The sequence below is a fragment of the Mesorhizobium robiniae genome, from assembly GCF_040545535.1.
Taxonomy (GTDB): Bacteria; Pseudomonadota; Alphaproteobacteria; order Rhizobiales; family Rhizobiaceae; genus Mesorhizobium; species Mesorhizobium robiniae.
Genome location: NZ_JBEPMC010000020.1, coordinates 1 through 16620 on the forward strand (window position 1 = coordinate 1; position 16620 = coordinate 16620).

At 61.4% G+C, this 16620-nt stretch carries 7 protein-coding genes and 2 pseudogenes; 7 read left to right on the plus strand and 2 right to left on the minus strand.

Features of this window, described 5'->3' with window-relative positions; translation table 11 throughout:
- Nucleotides 1-791 precede the first annotated feature (791 nt).
- Nucleotides 792-1040 carry a DUF982 domain-containing protein gene (locus tag ABID19_RS32805; protein WP_081482080.1) on the plus strand — a complete coding sequence of 83 codons (249 nt, stop codon included), beginning with the start codon at nt 792-794 and terminating at the stop codon, nt 1038-1040.
- Between the two features lie 177 nt (nt 1041-1217).
- Here the strand turns inward: ABID19_RS32805 and ABID19_RS32810 are convergent, their stop codons facing one another.
- The gene (locus ABID19_RS32810; protein WP_263792270.1) at nt 1218-1619 is read right to left on the minus strand and encodes a hypothetical protein; all 402 of its coding nucleotides are present in this window, start codon (nt 1617-1619) and stop codon (nt 1218-1220) included.
- Between the two features lie 895 nt (nt 1620-2514).
- Here ABID19_RS32810 and ABID19_RS32815 point away from each other — a divergent pair.
- The 6 genes and pseudogenes from ABID19_RS32815 to ABID19_RS32840 all read left to right on the plus strand — a co-directional run bounded on the left by ABID19_RS32815 (nt 2515) and on the right by ABID19_RS32840 (nt 8883).
- Nucleotides 2515-3171, plus strand: coding sequence for a YopT-type cysteine protease domain-containing protein (locus tag ABID19_RS32815; protein WP_244425880.1), 657 nt, complete (start codon nt 2515-2517; stop codon nt 3169-3171).
- Between the two features lie 248 nt (nt 3172-3419).
- Nucleotides 3420-3865 (plus strand): annotated as a pseudogene (locus ABID19_RS32820) (Ros/MucR family transcriptional regulator).
- Between the two features lie 191 nt (nt 3866-4056).
- Entirely contained in the window at nt 4057-4725 is a 669-nt protein-coding gene (locus ABID19_RS32825) for a hypothetical protein (protein WP_263807223.1), read from the plus strand.
- Nucleotides 4726-5575: 850 nt separating this feature from the next.
- A pseudogene (locus ABID19_RS32830) lies at nt 5576-6088 on the plus strand (SDR family oxidoreductase); the annotation flags it as partial.
- 168 nt (nt 6089-6256) lie between these two features.
- Entirely contained in the window at nt 6257-8569 is a 2313-nt protein-coding gene (locus tag ABID19_RS32835; RefSeq protein ID WP_263807225.1) for an NADP-dependent malic enzyme, read from the plus strand.
- Nucleotides 8566-8883, plus strand: a complete 318-nt coding sequence (locus tag ABID19_RS32840; RefSeq protein WP_139032185.1) for a hypothetical protein — start codon at nt 8566-8568, stop codon at nt 8881-8883. Before ABID19_RS32835 ends, ABID19_RS32840 begins: the two co-directional genes overlap by 4 nt.
- A 701-nt stretch (nt 8884-9584) precedes the next feature.
- Here ABID19_RS32840 and xopAD read toward each other — a convergent pair.
- Nucleotides 9585-16598 carry a XopAD/skwp family type III secretion system effector gene (gene xopAD, locus ABID19_RS32845; protein WP_263792284.1) on the minus strand — a complete coding sequence of 2338 codons (7014 nt, stop codon included), beginning with the start codon at nt 16596-16598 and terminating at the stop codon, nt 9585-9587.
- Nucleotides 16599-16620 lie beyond the last annotated feature (22 nt).

Here is a 16620-nt window from a genome sequence, read left to right on the forward strand (position 1 = left end):
GCGCGAGTCCCTGCACCTCGACAATCTGGTCGCCGATCGCCAGGCACTCCAGGAGCGGCTCGCGCGAATTTGATGACGCGCTCGGGCTGATGGAGTGGCTGGGGCGCTCTCGCCGTCGCGAGAACCGGCCCAGAATAGCCCAAACACGCTAATCGAGCAGCTATGCCGTCAACGGCCCGGTAAGGTACAATAGACATGACCGACGCACATCCGACGATCCGCTGACCGAGGGTGGTGCCGAGCGCCACAGTTGGGCACGATTTACATGGTCCTGGCAACGACTATGTGAGCGCGATTCTCTAAGCATCTAGCTCGATTTTCCACTTCTGCTGATTAACAGGTTGTCTGCGCCGTTCAGGAAACCATACCAGCGAGAACCGTCATCATCATCGAACGGCCGGTCGAGAGGCCCGGCCAGCGTTGGCATGACACTGCCAGGCGAGAGATCGCATCGTTTGCCTCAGGCCCTGCACTGATCACATCCCAAAGATGGCAGGCTCTCCTTGGATCGAGAATTCATAGGCGATTCGGAATCAGGCTGCATTCGCCATTTCTTCCAGATGAAGTAATCGCATCGGCCAGAAGGCCAACGGTAAAGAAACATCTTGCGCTGCCCCGATAAAATGCACTCATGGTACGATTCGTGCAAGAATTGAACATGGGTGGAATCCCACCTTGTACCAAGCTTTCGATTGAGCGGCCGACCGGTGCGACCCGCAAGCGGGATCGACACAATTTTCATCGGTTGTAATCGCAGGCTCTGGGTCGGTAGGAGTTGAGGGGGAGGCGAGATGACGGGCTTGGTCAGATTTGAGAGGCCAGTTGTGATCCAGATTAGCCGCCATAGCACAGAACGTGCCGTGTGCGATGTCAATGATGCTGCCTCCATCCTGCTCCGGGATTTTGGTCGTCAGACGGAGAGGCGCAGGGCCGCAATGGACGCCTGTCTGAAGGTACTGAGAGGTGAGGCTCATCCACCCGCCGCTCGAAGGGCCTTCGTCGCGGCCGCGCGCGAAGCAAATATCCTTCGCTGCGATTGACAGGATACTCAAGCGATACCGAGGCAATTGGCATCTCAGGTCCCCCCATCGGTAGAGCTGGAGGACATGCGGCGGATGAGTAACCCGAGAGTTCTGCATGCTCGCCATTGGGGGCCCTTAACTTTATGACATGGACAGCGACGCCGCAGCCAAACTGTCAGCGAAGGGCATGAGTTTTCATGCCGACTTTCCTAAGGCTTCACTGACGTCGTTCCTTACCATGATCGCCAGATCGCGATTTGAAGCCGGAGGATGGGCAGGTGGATTTATCTCACCAAGCCACAGCCCGATCTCCTGAAATTGCTTCCCGCTAAACGGTGAGGGCGGGGAGCGACTGAGCCAATGGTCGAGATAACCGTCTCCGACAATTTGGCGGTCGACACACCTGATCCTGCAGGAGGCACTGCCAGGTAGAGCGACGAAATGAAGCACTCTTTCCTGCCGTCGGCTTTCGTGCGACAGGAAGCCCTCCTGCGGATGCATATGCGACGCGAATCCAAGTAACATTCTCGCAATTGCGATATATAATTTGTGCATCGCAATATCTGCGGCTATGGGTAAGGTCCTGATGTCGGTCATCTACCCCCCTCGAATGTGATGCCGACGCTGAATGCGGCGCGCCTCTTCCCGCGCTGCATCTCAATCGAGCCCGCTGCCACCTCCTCCCGGCAGCGGGCTTTTCTATGTCTAAGTGGACAGGTTCCGAGGATCGGCTGTGCGTTGGCTCTGGGAGAGGCGAGTGCTCCGGACTTCCAGACCTTCTTTCCCTGCCCGGCTTCGAGGAACACCTCTGTCCTTCCACAAGCACTCTGATTCCTGAGCGGATCGATGGCATGGACGAGACATCCTTCTCACCGTTATCGAGGTCCAATCAAGCCAAAGCCCGTGTTTGGATTGTCCCTCTTGAGCGTGCCCTTGGCTCCTGCAGGTCACTCGTCCGGAACTTTCTGACAAAGGTGCGTGTTTGACGGCTTTTTCACGATCTGATCGCCGATCTCAAGCATTTGCATAATCTGAGAACCGCTGGGCCGTGACTTTGAAGGGCGTCCCTTCGGAAACGCGGCTTCACCCTACGGGAAGAGCCGGGGTGCTGGAAATCCGCCTGCCCCGAGAGGGCGACAGCCGTATGGCTGAGTTACTCGACCCCAGTCGCATCGACCGAAAACGAACCTGATTCTGATAGGTCTTCAGGCGCGCAACCATTGCTTTCTAAGCTGGTAACACCGTCCGTAAGCTCGCCGTCAGCTTGACCGAGCATCATTCGGATCAGGGCCTATTCAGTCCGCACTCGCTACGAAGAAACCTAAGCCAAAAGGAAACGCGAATCGCCATGTATAATCGGATCAGTGACTCATCCACACGCGCTAGCTGGGCTGACGAACCGAGTCAGTCGATGGACAGCGACAGCTTTACCGAAACACTTGCGGACCTCGCGCTGCGGAGGAACCTGCCATCTGGGGAGTTGCCCGACAAAATGGGATGCTGCGCCAGCAAGTCAAATGCCTCGGATCCAGGCAACCCTCCAGCAGGGCCGAGCACCTCCGTTCCAGCAAGGCCGAGCACCTCCGTGTTGGAATACAGGACGGCTGAATTAGCTGATGCGAATCAACGCGGGATCTGCGTTGGGCTGGCTGCGGGGTGGCTCAGCAATCTCCACAACAGCCCGAGATCGCGAATGAATGCCCTAGTACCGGGATCGCAAGGACATCACTCAGCGGCTCAGTGGCAGGAGCGGTATATGGACGTCAGGAGCTCGTCGCGAAGTGAGGGAGCAGAATCTTCTCAGGCCAATCTGGAGGCCAAAACCACCATGTTGCGGGAAGTGGGCTTGGACCCATCCAAGAAAGAAAACGTGTATACGTTCGGTGGGCCTGACAGCATCTCACCGATGCTGAAGAAAATCTCCAAAAGCGGGGCGAACCATTTGCTCAGCTTGCGCTTTACCAACGGTCAAAGACACTCAATTGCGACGTCAGCGTCGGATGGGAGGATCACACTCTTCGATCCCAACTATGGAGAATTTGTTGTTCAACCAGACCAGACGGGAAGCTTTTTCCAAAGCCTCGCCAATCGTTACAGGAATCCCAACGGGCTGGAGTTGTCGACAGTCACCACACAAAAAATGAACTGAGTTCGGGCCTGCAGGCAGCCTAATGCGGGCTTGCCGTTACGGTAAACCGCGGCCATCGGCTCCTCATACTTGGCAAGACTTGAGACTCTGGTTTCGGACAGTCGAACGTTGTCTCGGCCACCAGCACAGCGGACCCGCAGCCTGATGGTCGAGACATTTACTGCTTTCAGCGACAACCGCCACTATGAGGCGACGCTTCGCCGACTGCGTTTCAGCCGTCCGGAGAGACAGAAGAAGCCGACAGGAACATCGACAACCTCATCGAGATCACCGCCGATGTCGTGCCAGCTACGTCTCCAACAAGCCGGTCCCGGTGGAGGTCTCCCCTGCCCTGATCCGCCAGGTGCATGCGACACTGAACGGTCACCACAGAAGGGTCGCAGGCACTCAAGCCTGCTGTCCGATCAGGAAGTCGATAACACAGACTACATCATCTCCCTCGAGGACCGGAAGAAATTCAAATTGTTTGAAACGCCATCTGTCGACCACTATGGGCTGACGCAGGACGAGTATCGCGCCAAATGGGGTCTGCCGGCCGATTACCCCATGGTCGCGCCGAGCTATGCAGCCGCGCCCGGTTTTGGCCAAGACGATGGGGCTTGGCCGCAAACCAAAAGAGCCGGAAATGCCGTGCCGTCGAAGCGGACCCAGAGAAGGTCGCAGCTTGATTTCGTCTACCGGAGATTCGTCCTGAAGCGTCCAGTTGCCAACGGCATGATTGCGCGGAATATGAGAGGTGGGCGGTAACATTCCTTTCAAACAACGCGCGATCGCGCACAAGGCGCGTTTCGTAGTTGCGGCAGGGGCCGCCATGTTTTCAACGCGCGCGCAGGCTGCGTTCCTGCAAACGCCGCTTCGTAACGCAACGCAAAAGGGTTTTGTAGCATGGGTAATCGAAATTTCATCGCAGCAGCCTCCCTCGCCGTGATGGTGACCGTCTCGTCACCCTCCGAGGCCCGCACCCCTTTCACCGACGATACCGCCTCCCGCACGCAGGCCCTGGCCCTGCTGGAAACGCTCAACGCCGACCTGCTCAGCCACCCCAGCGCCACGCTTACGCTGGAACGGTGGTGTGGTGACCATGGTCTAGCACCGGAGGCGAAGATCGTCGCCCATCGCGTGAAGGGCGACAACAAGCTCCTGCCGGATAATGCCCGCCAGGCATTGGGCATCAGCGCTGACGAACCCGTTGAATACCGGCGTGTGCAGCTCGCCTGTGGCAAACTCGTGCTCTCCGAGGCCGATAACTGGTATGTCCCGTCGCGCCTCACACCTCAGATGAATCAGGTTCTCGACACGACGGACCAGCCCTTCGGGAAGGTGGTCCAGCCGCTGCACTTTCGCCGCCAGACCATCAGCGCCGAACTGCTGTGGTCGCCGCTGCCCAAGGGGTGGGAGATGGACGCGCCGCTGCCGGCGGCGGGAAAGGGGGTACTGGCCATTCCCCATGAAGTGCTGCGGCACCGCGCCATCCTCTATACCGGGGCGAACCAGCCCTTCAGCCTGGTGGTGGAGACCTACACAGCCGAGGTCCTGGCCTTCGGCCGCCGTTGAAAGGCCGCGATGCCTCGGAGCGGCCCTGCTGCTGTAAAGTTTAATGCCCGTACCTGTGCCCAATCGCTAAGGGCAGAGTCATGCAGCGGATCCCGTCAACCGAAAGAAGACTGAGGTGAAAAGCTACCCCCTCGAACCGCCGCTTCCCCATGTGGCCCGCCATCACCACTGCTCTCAACGAATTTGCAGAACTCTCAGAGCGCTACCGAAAACGATGGCCGGCTAACGCTCAAAAAAACGTCATGTCCAACCCGAGCAGGCCAGCGTTCAGACATCGGTCAGTTCTCAGTGGATAATCGCAAGTCCCGGGTTACTTCCTTGCGAGACTGGGGTCCGTTGTCCATCGCAAATCTCGAAGTTCGCCGAGACGCATGCCACCCGGCAATCAAACCGTTGCAACAAATGCTTCAAGTTAACTTTGCAGACTCTTTACGACCCCAAATCGATGACGATGGTACCTCCATCACAGACTCTGAGTCGGGCACGGGTAAAAGCGCTGATGCCGATTTATACGCTCAGACCGCCGCATGGCACGAATGTCGGGTTAACAGCCAATGGCAAGAAGATCGCTCATCCTGGTTGAAGGCGGTGCGCGTACTGGTCGGCTGTTCGTCCAAGCGCCCAGCGTCTTGGTCATCATCCAATTACCCTCTCGGCTGGTCCAGTGTGGCGACTATCTTGCAGCGGAAAACATTGAGGCAATCCCTGTCGATGCAGACAATCTCGATATGCTGAGCCGCGATTGCTGGTACCTGATTTGCGCTCAGCTGGCGGTGGACGCTTGTCGCTTTCGATTTCATTGTGAGAATGTCTTGCCAACGATTTCAGAGGGATGTTGTCAACAACGATTGGCGGCACGCCGCAGCGCTACTTCCGCGAACTCGATCGCGCCAAGATTCTCGAAGGCGTCACCCAGAACATGGTGACGCCGGTCGAGCTGGTGCAGGCCGTCATCGACGGCATGGCAGCGCGCGGCTTCGGCCGCATCGTCAACACCACCTCGCTGTCGGTCTACGTTCTGATCCCAGGACTCGATCTGTCCTCCGGCGCCCTCGCCGACCTGAACTCGTTCCTTGCCAGCGTGGCACGTACGGCGGTCGACAGCACGTCACCGTCAACAGCCTGCTGTGCCCGGCAAGCTCGACACCGACCGGCTGCGTGGGTCCCCCACGAGGCCGGCACACCGGAAGATCCTGCGGCGGCGCCGCGCGCAAGGTCCGCATCCGCGCCGACTTGCCGGCAAAGCGGTTGGGCGCGCCGGAGGAGCTCGGCCAGATCTGCGCCTTCCTGTGCTCGGTCAACCGGCTACCTTACCGGCCAGAACATTCCGTTCGATGGTGGCCCTTACGTGAGCGCGTTTTGACGCAGCGCCTGCGATGGGTGCCCGACGCGTCGGAGATTCCGTGTGCAAAGGGCTGAGAGGCCGGACGATTTTCCGCTTCAGCAGCGCAACGTGGAAACCGCGATTGGCGTCGCGAAAAACCGCTGCCGCATGCTAAAAGGCTTCAAAGCAGGATCGAGGGAGGCCGGCATGGAAGGCGAAAGCAAGAAGACGGCACGGTCGGATCTCGACGAAGCCGCGCTGTACTTCCACAAACACCCGAGGCCGGGAAAGCTTGAGATCCAGGCGACCAAGCCGCTCGGCAACCAGCGTGACCTGGCGCTCGCCTATTCGCCTGGCGTCGCCGCCCCTTGCCTCGAAATCCGCGACAATCCTGATACCGCCGCCGACTACACGGCACGCGCCAATCTCGTCGGCGTCGTCACCAACGGTTCGGCGGTGCTCGGCCTCGGCAATATCGGCCCGCTGGCTTCCAAGCCGGTGATGGAAGGCAAGGCGGTGCTGTTCAAGAAGTTCGCCGGCATCGACGTGTTCGACATCGAGATCAACGCGCCGGGGATCGAGCGCATGGTCGAGACGATCTCGGCGCTGGAGCCTACTTTTGGCGGCATCAACCTCGAGGACATCAAGGCGCCGGAATGCTTTGAGGTCGAGGAGCAACTGAAGGCCCGCATGGGCATTCCGGTGTTCCATGACGACCAGCACGGCACCGCCATCATCGTTGCCGCGGCCGTGCTCAACGGCCTGGAATTCGCCGGCAAGACCATTTCGGATATCAAGATCGTCACCTCGGGCGCCGGAGCGGCCGCACTTGCCTGCCTCAATCTTCTGGTCTCGCTCGGCGCCAAGGTCGAAAACATCTGGGTCACCGACCGTTTCGGCGTCGCCTACAAGGGCCGCACCGACGAGATGGACCGCTGGAAAGACCCCTATGTGAAAGACACCGAGGCACGCACGCTGGCCGACGTCATCCCGGGCGCCGACGTCTTCCTCGGCCTTTCCGCCGCCGGCGTGCTGAAGCCGGAACTGTTGCAGCATATGGCGCCAAAGCCGCTGATCCTGGCGCTGGCCAACCCCAATCCCGAGATCATGCCGGAAACAGCGCGAGAGGCGCGTCCCGACGCGATGATCTGCACCGGGCGTTCCGATTTTCCCAATCAGGTCAACAACGTCCTTTGTTTTCCTTACATCTTTCGCGGCGCGCTGGATTGCGGCGCCAAGGCCATCAACGAAGAGATGAAGATGGCGGCAGTGCGGGCGATCGCCGCGTTGGCTCGCGAAGAACCATCGGATGTCGCGGCGCGCGCCTATTCCGGCGAGACACCGATCTTCGGCCCCGAGTTCCTGATCCCCTCGCCCTTCGACCCCAGGCTCATCCTGCGCATCGCGCCGGCGGTTGCCAAGGCTGCCTGCGAGACCGGTGTCGCCACAAGGCCGATCACCGACTTCGCCGCCTATATCGACAAGCTGAACCGCTTCGTCTTCCGCTCCGGTCTGGTGATGAAGCCGGTGTTCTCCTCGGCCAAGGCGTCGAGCGCCAAGCGCGTCATCTATGCCGATGGCGAGGACGAGCGCGTATTGCGCGCCGCCCAGGTGGTGCTGGAAGAAGGCATCGCCGAGCCGATCCTGATCGGCCGCCCGCATGTCATTGAAGTCAGGCTGAAACGCTACGGGCTACGCATCAAGCCGGGCGTCGATTTCGGCCTCATCAACCCGGAAGACGATCCGCGCTACCGCCACTATGTCGACCTGTTGATCGAACTCGCGGGACGGCGCGGCGTGACGACGGAGGCAGCGCGCACCATGGTGCGCACCGACAACACGGTGATCGCGGCACTTGCGCTGAAGCGCGGCGATGCCGATGCCATGATCTGCGGCCTCGAGGGGCGTTTCGAGCGGCATTTGCGCAACGTGACGCTCGTCATAGGCCCACGTGCGGGCGTCAAGGACCGTGATCTGTCGACGCTGTCGATGCTGATCTCGCAGCGCGGCATCATTTTCCTCACCGACACGCATGTCTCCGTCGATCCGACGGCGGAAGAAATCGCCGAGATGACGGTGCTGGCGGCGGAAGAAATCCAGCGCTTCGGCATTGAGCCCAAGGCAGCGCTTTTGTCGCATTCGGATTTCGGCTCGCGCGATTCTCCAAGCGCGCTGAAGATGCGGCAGGCGGCGGCGATCCTGGCGCGGGTGGCGCCCGACCTGCAATGCGACGGCGAGATGCATGCCGACACCGCCTTGTCGGAGCATCTGCGCCAACGCGTCTATCCGCATTCACGGCTGAAGGGCGAAGCCAATCTGCTGGTGTTCCCCAACCTCGATTCGGCCAACATCACGCTGACGGCGCTGCGCGCCATGATGGATGCGCTGCATGTCGGGCCAATCCTGCTCGGCACCGACATGCCGGCGCACATACTGACGCCGTCGGTCACCTCGCGCGGCGTGGTCAACATGACGGCGCTGGCGGTGGTCGAGGCTGCGCACAAGGCGCGGCGATATTGATCTGGGTCGGAGCCGGCATCAGCGGGTATGCTGAACAAACGGTTAATCGTAAGCGACGCGATCTCCACCCCTTCTTCCTTCGGATCATTAGCCGGGTCATGCGTGGCAAACACTCAGCCACGGCCGGCGAACTGCTCGGCAAGGAAGTCGCGTGCAGCATTTTCAGACGCCTCGAAATTCGCACGGCTTGTGCAGATCACCGCGCCATCCCTTTGCACCAGATCGGCAGCATGTTTATCGTCACCAACGATTTGGCCGCCGCCGTCACGAACATTGCCGTCATGACGTTCGACCAGGCTCTCTGGGCCGAATGAACCCGCGAACTACGAGCTGCCGATCCCCCTCGAAACTACGCCAGAACCTTCCGTCAAGAATCGCAAGCGTGACCGCGAGAGCGCGGAGCGCATCCAATTGGCCGGCGGCCTAAGCCACCCCTCCGAGACTGCGCTGTCGCATTTGCCGGTGAAAAGAGTGGAGTGCGAATGCGCGAGCTGACTGAGATCGGATTCCCCGCTGCTATTTGGCCCGTATGTGCGACGAGGGGCTGCTCATCAAGGTTGGCTATGGAATCTATCGCGCCACCCTAATTGATAATCATCAGCGAACCGGGCGCTGGTTGGCACCGAATTGGCGGTTGGAGCGACACGACCTATCAGAGATCACCGGGCTCGTTGCCGTTGCTCGTGTTCTACTTGGCGCGGCGCATCCGACGCGGTGGGCGTCGTTGCGCCTTCTCCAGTTCCAGCGAGCCTGAAAGATAAGTTGCAGATCACAGTCGGTGACGGGGCACTCAGGTGCACACCTTGTTCTGACCCCAGTCTGAAGCCGAGGCCTTTCCTGCCTGTTGCGGGAGAAAGCATCGATGAAACCTTGTCTTTGAAAATAAGTTTACTGAGCCGCATTTTTCATCTCCTCCTCGAGGCACGCTGCCGCCCATCGCCTAGACCAAGATCACCCCCCGCTCGCTGGCGCCTTCCTATGAGGAAACGGCAACGGCGCTGGGGTTTTTCATTCTTTAGTGCCGAGGCCACAGCGGCTGGAAATGCCCCGGCGTGTGCAGAATGTGTACCAGTCGACCTTCACCCAGGACAGGATGCACGGTCAGCCTGCCATTCGCATCAGCTTCGATGGCTTGAATGCTCACGCCAAGATTGTTCGCCAGCAAGACCCCGACGCCCTCAGCGCCGTAAAGGTCGATCTCGCCATGCGGATCGACTGCACCGACTTGAACTAGACTGTTCCGCAGCGACCGAACCTGTTGCCGAAGTTGCCCAGTCTGCGGCGTTTCGTGGTCCTGCCGCTTCGTGTTGTGGGCAACTTGAAGAACCGTGTCCAGCAGGCAGTTCAGTCCTTGGCCACTGGCTTGTCCCACTTCGGCATTGAATTGCTCCAAAAACGTATGGAGCGTGTGCGTCAACGGACCGACGGGCAAGTCGGGCAGCGATGCGCCCCCGAGTACCTGTGCAGGCGCCTGATATGCCGCGGACGGCACGCTGAGTGCGGGCCTGTGCCCGTCGTAGCCAGGAGTGCTGGCGTCGCCAACCCAGTCCTGCACGCCAGTCGGTCGCGTGTCGCTGGCCTGGAAACTCGGCGCGTTCCACGATTCCGCGCCGTGGGCGTAGCTATGTTCTTGCCAGTCTTCGATCTCGTCACATCCAGGCGGCATCGGGATGCCGCGGAAGGCGAGCCAAGCCTCGCGCGTAAGTGCGCGCAGTTGCTCGGCTGATGCGCCCTTCAGGCGCATGTCTTGAGCGCTCTTGTAAACATCGTGATAGCGCTCCTTCAGCGCGAAGGTCTCGGCCGTGTGGAACTGGGTTTCCCATGGCGCACCGGCCGGGTTGCGCAACGTGACGCTCACCGCGCTGAATGCTTCGCTCTTGGTGAAGTGGTTGGTCAGCTTCGTCCTGGCGTGCCCCTGCTGGTCCAACATCGCGAGGATACGGCGGCAGCCCTCGGTGAAGTTCTGCGGCGGAAGCACCACGCTGTAGCGCAGGGCGTCGTTGACATCGGCGACGGCCTCCTCGAGGTTCTTGTTCTTCGCCGCCATCAGGGAGTCAAGCTTCTTGTGGAGCGAGCCCTTGGATTTCTGCCGGTGTTCCAGGCCAGCGAGATCACCCCCGAAGGCGGACACGACCTGCTGCAGCATCGGCGTGATCTCGCGATCCATCTGCCGCGCGCGATCGAACAGCGCTCCGGCGGCTCGTGAAACTTCTGCGCGAGGCGTCTTGCCAAGCCGGGCAGACGGTGCCGGCGGCCGGGCCAGCATGCCCGCCTGCTGCAGCGACTGCACGGCGTCATGCATGACGCCAGAAGCCATGGTCGGCATGCGCTGCAACACGGACTTGACCTGATCGGCATCGAAGCGGTTGTGCCGCATCGCACGGGCCGTCTCCTTGCCGTGCGGCACGTTGCGCACACGATCAGGGAACTTCGCCTCCTGGCGTTCGCATGCCTCGATCACCTTGGAGAACAGCGCGGTGCCGGTATCGGACTTCAGAGCGTCGGTGCCGACCTTGATGGCTATGGTGAAGAGGTTGCGCATCGTCAGCTCCGGCTCACCGGGGACCAGCCCGGGCTGCCCATCGGGGAACCGCTCGTGCGACAGCCGGCACACCGGGTAGTTGTCCAGGATGGCATGGATACGTGCCGGGGTGTCGACGGCCTGGACGTATGCCTGTGCCAAGTCCGGGAATCGTTGGGCCAGCGCTGCGGAAACCTCGGCAGGCCCCGACGCCATGGGCTGCCCCGAGGCCTGGTAATGCCGAAAGACCTCCCCATACAGCAGCAGGGCCGCCTCGCGCGCCTCGTGCATGTGCGCGCGGCCGATCGCCTGGTGCGCCTGGATTGCCAATGGATACAGCGCCTGCCGGTCGGGCTGTGGGCTCTCGAGAACGGCGCTCAGGCCGTTTCGCAGCGACCGTTCGACGCCGTCGTAAGTGCCGAACATCATGCTGTGCGCCATCGCCTCGCGCAGGTCGTCGGGCTGCGACAGGAAGCGCGTCGCCAGGGTGCTGGCTGAACCCATGAGCTTGCGTCCGCGCTGCTCGGCTAGGATCTCGGACGCACGCCCAGGCTGGTAGTGACCACTGTCGTCGAATGCCGGCGTGGCCGTCTTCGGGGGTTTGAAGGAACGGGGCTGGCTACGCCGAGCGGCGCGCCCGTCCATCACGCGCTCGATCAGCGCTGCCAGCTTCGGATAGCCTGCATAGACGAAGGCATCATCGCCGTCGCAATCCATGTTGCGCTTGCGCAGTTCATTGATAGGCAACGCTCCCAGCCGACCAGGCTGCACGATCTCCTTGACGCGCAGGCTGCCGGTGCTGAGCATGTCGCTAGGGGCGGCGGCGCGGTCGCGCCCGTCGGTCCAGCGTGACAAGGTTTTCAGGTCCTCCTTCGAGCACACCAGGTCCATGTCCTCGTGAGCGGGCGACCAGCACCCCTTGGGCGGGATGATGAGCATGCCCTTGCTGTGCAGCATCTCGGCATCCTCGCCTGAGTCGTCGTTGAATCCGGCGTAGCTGTATTGGATGGCAAAGCACCTTGACAGGAATTGAGCTGTTGGATCCCCCTGGGCTACGGTGGCAACCCGTTCCTCGGGCACCGGCAGCAGGTTCTCCTTGTCGTACGGCGGCTTGCCGAGCAGCAGCGCGCCGCCTGCGCGGTCGAAGGCAGCGCTGCGCTGGTGTGGCAAATGCACCTTGTCGTCGGCGGACGGCACGGCACGTATCTTCTGCCCCGCATAGCCGCCGCTGACGGTAAGGTCGTAGAGCGTTGTCGAATCGATGCCGAGGCCCGGCCGTCCGACAGAAGAATCTCCTTGCTGCCGAGCCAAATTGCGCAGGCGGCGTTGCATTGCTTGATGCGCTTCCTCGATAGCTTCCACGTCGTATGGGAAGTGCTGCAGTGCCTGCGGTGCCAGCCTCTTGAGCTCGCTCTCTTCGGCTACGAGCTTGCGTTGCTCTTCGCTAGCATGACCTGTTCGCATTGCCGCCCATGCGTCGTAGTGCTTGCGGACCGCGGGAATGCGCATGGCGACCTCGAACTTGAGGAAGCCGCAGCCGTCGTTGGGGCACAAGGCGATGTGTTGACCGCCCGGTCCGGCCAACTTGAATGGATGTTGAGGCCCCGGGACGTCGTCGATAAAGCCTATCCTGAGTGTGCCCTCGACCACGTGGTCGTGGGGCACCATCTCCAGAAGCGCGCGTTGCATGCGCGACCAGTCCTCGCGCTGCGGCGCGAGCTTTGCGGCCAGCTGCATCAGGGCGCTGCCGGGCGCCGTGTCGGCATAGCGAACCGCCGGCAGCATCGACGGCGCCTTCGCGCCGCCGGACAGGATGTCGGACGCCCGTTGCTGGCCCCCTCGGCTCAAGCGGCTGCCGCCGAACAGATCGAAGCGCCACGGCTCGCCCAGGAAATTGAAGGTGCGCGCCAGCATGAACGCGGACAGCGAACCAGGCAGTTGCACCTCCACCAGGGGCAGACCGGTCAGGCGCGCAAACAGGGAGTACGGCTTGCTCTCGTCATCCATGTTGCTCTTGAGCATCTGTCCCTGCATGTCCACCACGACGCGCCTGGTGTCGCCTGCGCCAGGGGATAGCGGCTGGGGTCGGCCGGGCCGCGTTCGCATGCTTTGATGCACGTCCTGCACACTGAAATCGGAGGGCGCATGGATTTGCGTGACCTGCTCGAAGTGCGCGAGCATGTGCAGGTCCAGCGCGTTCAGAACTTCATCGCCGGCTTCGATTTGCGCGATGAGGTTCCAGCTCATCTGCCCGAGGTCCGACTCGATGGTCTCGCGTGTGCGCCCGAGCGTCTCCGTGACCCAGGTCGCCAGTTGCTCACGGCGAGCTCGCACGGCCGAGCGCTGCCCCTCGACATTGCGCGGCTTCCACTGCCTGCTTACCACTGCGTAGGTCTTGAGCACCTGATAGGACGTCAGTGCCGGGCAGCGCGTGGCGTGCAGCTCGTCGGCGGGCGCAGCGCTCGCAACAGTGGGTGCGTCATCGGCTTGCTGACCCTGCAGAAAGCGATCGATCTTGCGCGCGACGATCGGCTGCATTTCATCGAAGACGGACAGTGCCTGGCGGTGATGGCGCGAGAGTTCCTGGCTGCGGGCCAGGGGCAGCAAGCCCAGGCACAGGTTGCCCACCGATTCAAGGTCCGTCTCGCGCAAGTGCGTTTCGCGGCACAGGTTTGCCACCCTGTTTAAGGCTGGCCCGGCCAGTGGTCGCATCTCGCGTTGCAGCTGTTCATGGGCCAACGCCTTGAAGATCATGGCGATGTCCTGGGCCTGCGCCGTCTCGAATCGATCCCGATGCAGGTCGAGGTGCGCCGCCAGACCCTGAAGCTTCGCGCGCGCCAGCGCTTGAACCTCCGCCTCGTCCTCCGCATCCACTGCTGAGTGGGACAGGTGCGTCAAGGCGTTGCCGACCTGCGCAAGCGTGCCCATGTCGAAATCGCGCCAGGGAAGGTCAGCCCCACCCGTCCGATCAGCTAGCCTGATCGACGTCCAGCGCCAGTCTGGCGCATGGGGCGACCCGCACAGTGCGTTGAGCGACATCGCGACTTCTTGCGCGTTCATCTCCTGCAGCAACGTGTCCTCGCTCGCGACCCATTCGGCCAGACGTTCGGTTGTTGCCAGGCAGACCTCGTTGCCGGGCCACTTGCTCAGCGCGTTGAGCGAGTTGGCGACATTCTGTGCGTCCATGTCCCGCAGCAAGCCCACATCGTTTGAGATTCGTTCAGCCAGACGTTCGCTGGCGCTCTGACAGGCAGAACTGTTGGGCCACTTGCTCAGGGCGTTGAGTGAGTGGGCGACATCTCGCGCGTTCATCTGCTGCAGCAACGCGTCGTCGCCCGTGATCCGTTCGGCCAAGCGCCTGCCTGCCTTCCTGCACGAACGATTCTCGGGCCACTTGCTCAGGGCGTTGAGCAACTCGGCGAGATGTCGTTCATCCATGTTCTCGACCAGGGGCGCATCATTGGCGATTCGCTCGGCCATGAGTCTGCCAGTCATCTGAAAGACGGGGCTATCCAGCCACTTGCTCAGGGCGTTGAATGTGCTGGCAACCGCTTCGGCGTTCATCTCCTGCAGCAAGGTGTCGTCGCTCGCGACCCGTTCGCCCAAGCTCTCGCCGGCACTTCGGCAAGCGGGGCTGCCGGGCCACTTGCTCAGCGCGTTGAGCGAGTTGGCGACATTCTGTGCGTCCATGTCCCGCACCAAGTCTACATCGTTTGAGATTCGTTCAGCCAGACGTTCGCTGGCGCTCTGAGAGGCAGAACTGTCGGGCCACTTGCTCAGTGCGTTGAGCGAGTTGGCGACCGCCTGGGCTCCCATCTCCCAGATCAAGGCTGCGTCGTGTGCGATTCGCCCGGCGAGGCGTTCACCAGCGCTGTGGCAGTCTGGATTGCCGGACCACTTGCTCATCGCGTTAAGCACCAAGCTGGCCCCTTGTGCCGTTAGGTCCCGGTCCAGCCGCTCACGCAGCAGGACGCGTCCCAGGCGAGCGACGGCTTGCTCGCATCGATCGCTGCGGGTGTTCTTCGACAAAGCGTTCGCAAGCAATGCCAGGTTCTTGGCACTCAGCTCCGGCAGGCCGTCGTGTTCAAGCACCTCACCGGCGATCCAGGCTACGGCCTGCATGCACGTGGCTCTCCGCGGGTGCTTGCTCAGGTTGCTGCCCAGGCGCACGAGCTGCTGCAGCGGCGCGTCTACGAACCAGTCGGTCTTGACCAAATAGTGCGCGGCCAAGTCTGTGCAGCGTTCCAGATCCGGTCGATACTGATTGCTTTGTGGGGAAGTGGCGGAGCGCCTCAGCATCTGGAGGTACTTGTCAAGCCATCCTGCGTTCTTCTCTGGCGTCGCACCGCCATCGAGAAATGGCAGCGCCCAGCCGTACTCATTGCGGTCTGCCAACAGGTTGTCGCGGGCCATATCTATGCAAGCTTGAGGATGCCGCACGTGATGTTCCTGCGGAAGGTCGGGTTGCGCAGCAAGGCGCAGTTGCTGCCGCTGATACTGACGCAGCTGACGGAGTTGCTCAATCTCATCACGGCGCAGACCTCGCTCGCACTTCGTAAGCTGTTCCGTGGTTGGCGCGGCATCTGCTCCGGAGTCTTGCGTAACCGGGGACATGGGGTAGTCAGTGCTACCATGATGGACGGGCTCGGGCGTGGCGGCTTCCCATTCTGCTGCGGACCTGCGGTGTGCAGGGTGGAGTTCCCGCTCTTGAGGATCTAGGCTGGCCTCGATCACCTCCCGACCGCGTTTGGCGTAGTCGATATGAAAATCCGTTGAAACAACTGCCTGCGATGACGATTCCTTGCTGCTGCGGCTCAGACCGAACATTTTCCCAACGCCGGACCCGAGACGTGACATGATTCCTTTGCGGGAACTGCGCAGCGAAGGGGGCAGTGTCTGCACATCCGAAGCACCCGCTCGTTGGCGCCCGCCTGCTTGCTTGCCTCCGGCCGCCCGATCGCCGCGCGAATGTTCGCCGCCAGAGCGCGAGGTGCTTTCTTCCCAACGCAAACCAGGCCGCCCCTCATTGCCGAGCCCCGACTTAACACGCGACCAAAGTCCCCCGCTCTTCTTATCTCTTGTCCGCGCGACAGGCCCCGATTCCGATTGTGCCGTGTAGCGCGTGCTACTGAATAGCCTGTCACGCAAATCAGACTGCACCGCCTTCTCAGCCGAGCCAAGGTGAGGGCGAGGAAAATCGACGCTGTACCGCGTACTGCTGAAGCGATTGTCCCGCAGGTTGGATTGCGGCGGCATCCGCATCGAACCGCCGACGTCAGTGCGCTGGATACTTCCATGCGCCTCTGCGGGTGGAGTGTTGGGCGAAGCAGCATCACCGGACCTCTCATCAGAGGAACTGAGCTGCAAGTCGCTCAGTTGCCGCTCAAAGCTCGCTTGACCAGCAGGCATATTGTCCGACTGTTGCCTCGCCCGCTGCTGCTGTTCTTGCAAGGCAGCGTATTGGTGCATCCAAGCGTTGGTATTGAATGGATCGGAATTGGATTCCACGCCACTCTCCCTAAATACGATA

Coding starts and splice junctions, on each gene's coding strand:
- ABID19_RS32835 (WP_263807225.1), top strand. CDS start 6,257: ATGGAAGGCGAAAGCAAGAAGACGGCACGGTCGGATCTCGACGAAGCC.
- ABID19_RS32805 (WP_081482080.1), top strand. CDS start 792: ATGACGGGCTTGGTCAGATTTGAGAGGCCAGTTGTGATCCAGATTAGC.
- ABID19_RS32825 (WP_263807223.1), top strand. CDS start 4,057: ATGGGTAATCGAAATTTCATCGCAGCAGCCTCCCTCGCCGTGATGGTG.
- ABID19_RS32815 (WP_244425880.1), top strand. CDS start 2,515: ATGGGATGCTGCGCCAGCAAGTCAAATGCCTCGGATCCAGGCAACCCT.
- ABID19_RS32810 (WP_263792270.1), bottom strand. CDS start 1,619: ATGACCGACATCAGGACCTTACCCATAGCCGCAGATATTGCGATGCAC.